Annotated in this window: 1 protein-coding gene; it reads left to right on the top strand. The window is 33.8% G+C overall.

The annotated features are described in order from the left end of the window. Positions 1-45 precede the first annotated feature (45 nt). Positions 46-459 carry a hypothetical protein gene (locus ACGHEH_RS21730; protein ID WP_390449876.1) on the top strand — a complete coding sequence of 138 codons (414 nt, stop codon included), beginning with the start codon at positions 46-48 and terminating at the stop codon, positions 457-459. The last annotated feature ends 94 nt before the right edge of the window (positions 460-553 follow it).

The following is a 553-nucleotide window of genomic DNA, read 5'->3' on the forward strand; positions in this document are numbered from 1 at the left end:
GGCGTTAGCTTTTAATTGGAATTATCGTCGTTGAAAAAAATAGTAGTGAAAATTTGGTTAGCGCTCTTACTCTCAATTATTGCAGGGTACTCTTCTAAACTAGTTGCAGCATTAATGGATTGTGTTTTTACATCTGACAACTATTGCTTCAATGTTGAAAACTTGAAGTTCTTAACCAGTGGTGGTTACGATCAAATGTTTACTACGTCCATGATTTTCCTTATAGGTAGTTTATTAGCATATGATTTTCTTGATAAAGTCAGTGTTAAAAAGGCTGTTATTTATTCAATTCTAATTGGGTCGACACAAAGTATTTTATTATTGCCACTAGCTTTACTACCTGTATATGCAGTTGGTATAAGTTTTCAAAGTAACTTTATGATGATCGGCCCAGCTATTTTAGTTTGTTTACCTTTTTTCATGCTAAAAACATTATCTACAGGCGTAGTTAAAAGCTAACAATTTAATTAAACTGTGGACGCAAAACAGCAGGCTTGCGCTCATTCTTCGCTTAGTTTAGCCTGCTATTTTTCGCCGTTTATTAAGGCGTTAT

Origin of the sequence: Pseudoalteromonas sp. MTN2-4, from assembly GCF_042848605.1 — a bacterium.
GTDB lineage: Bacteria > Pseudomonadota > Gammaproteobacteria > Enterobacterales > Alteromonadaceae > Pseudoalteromonas.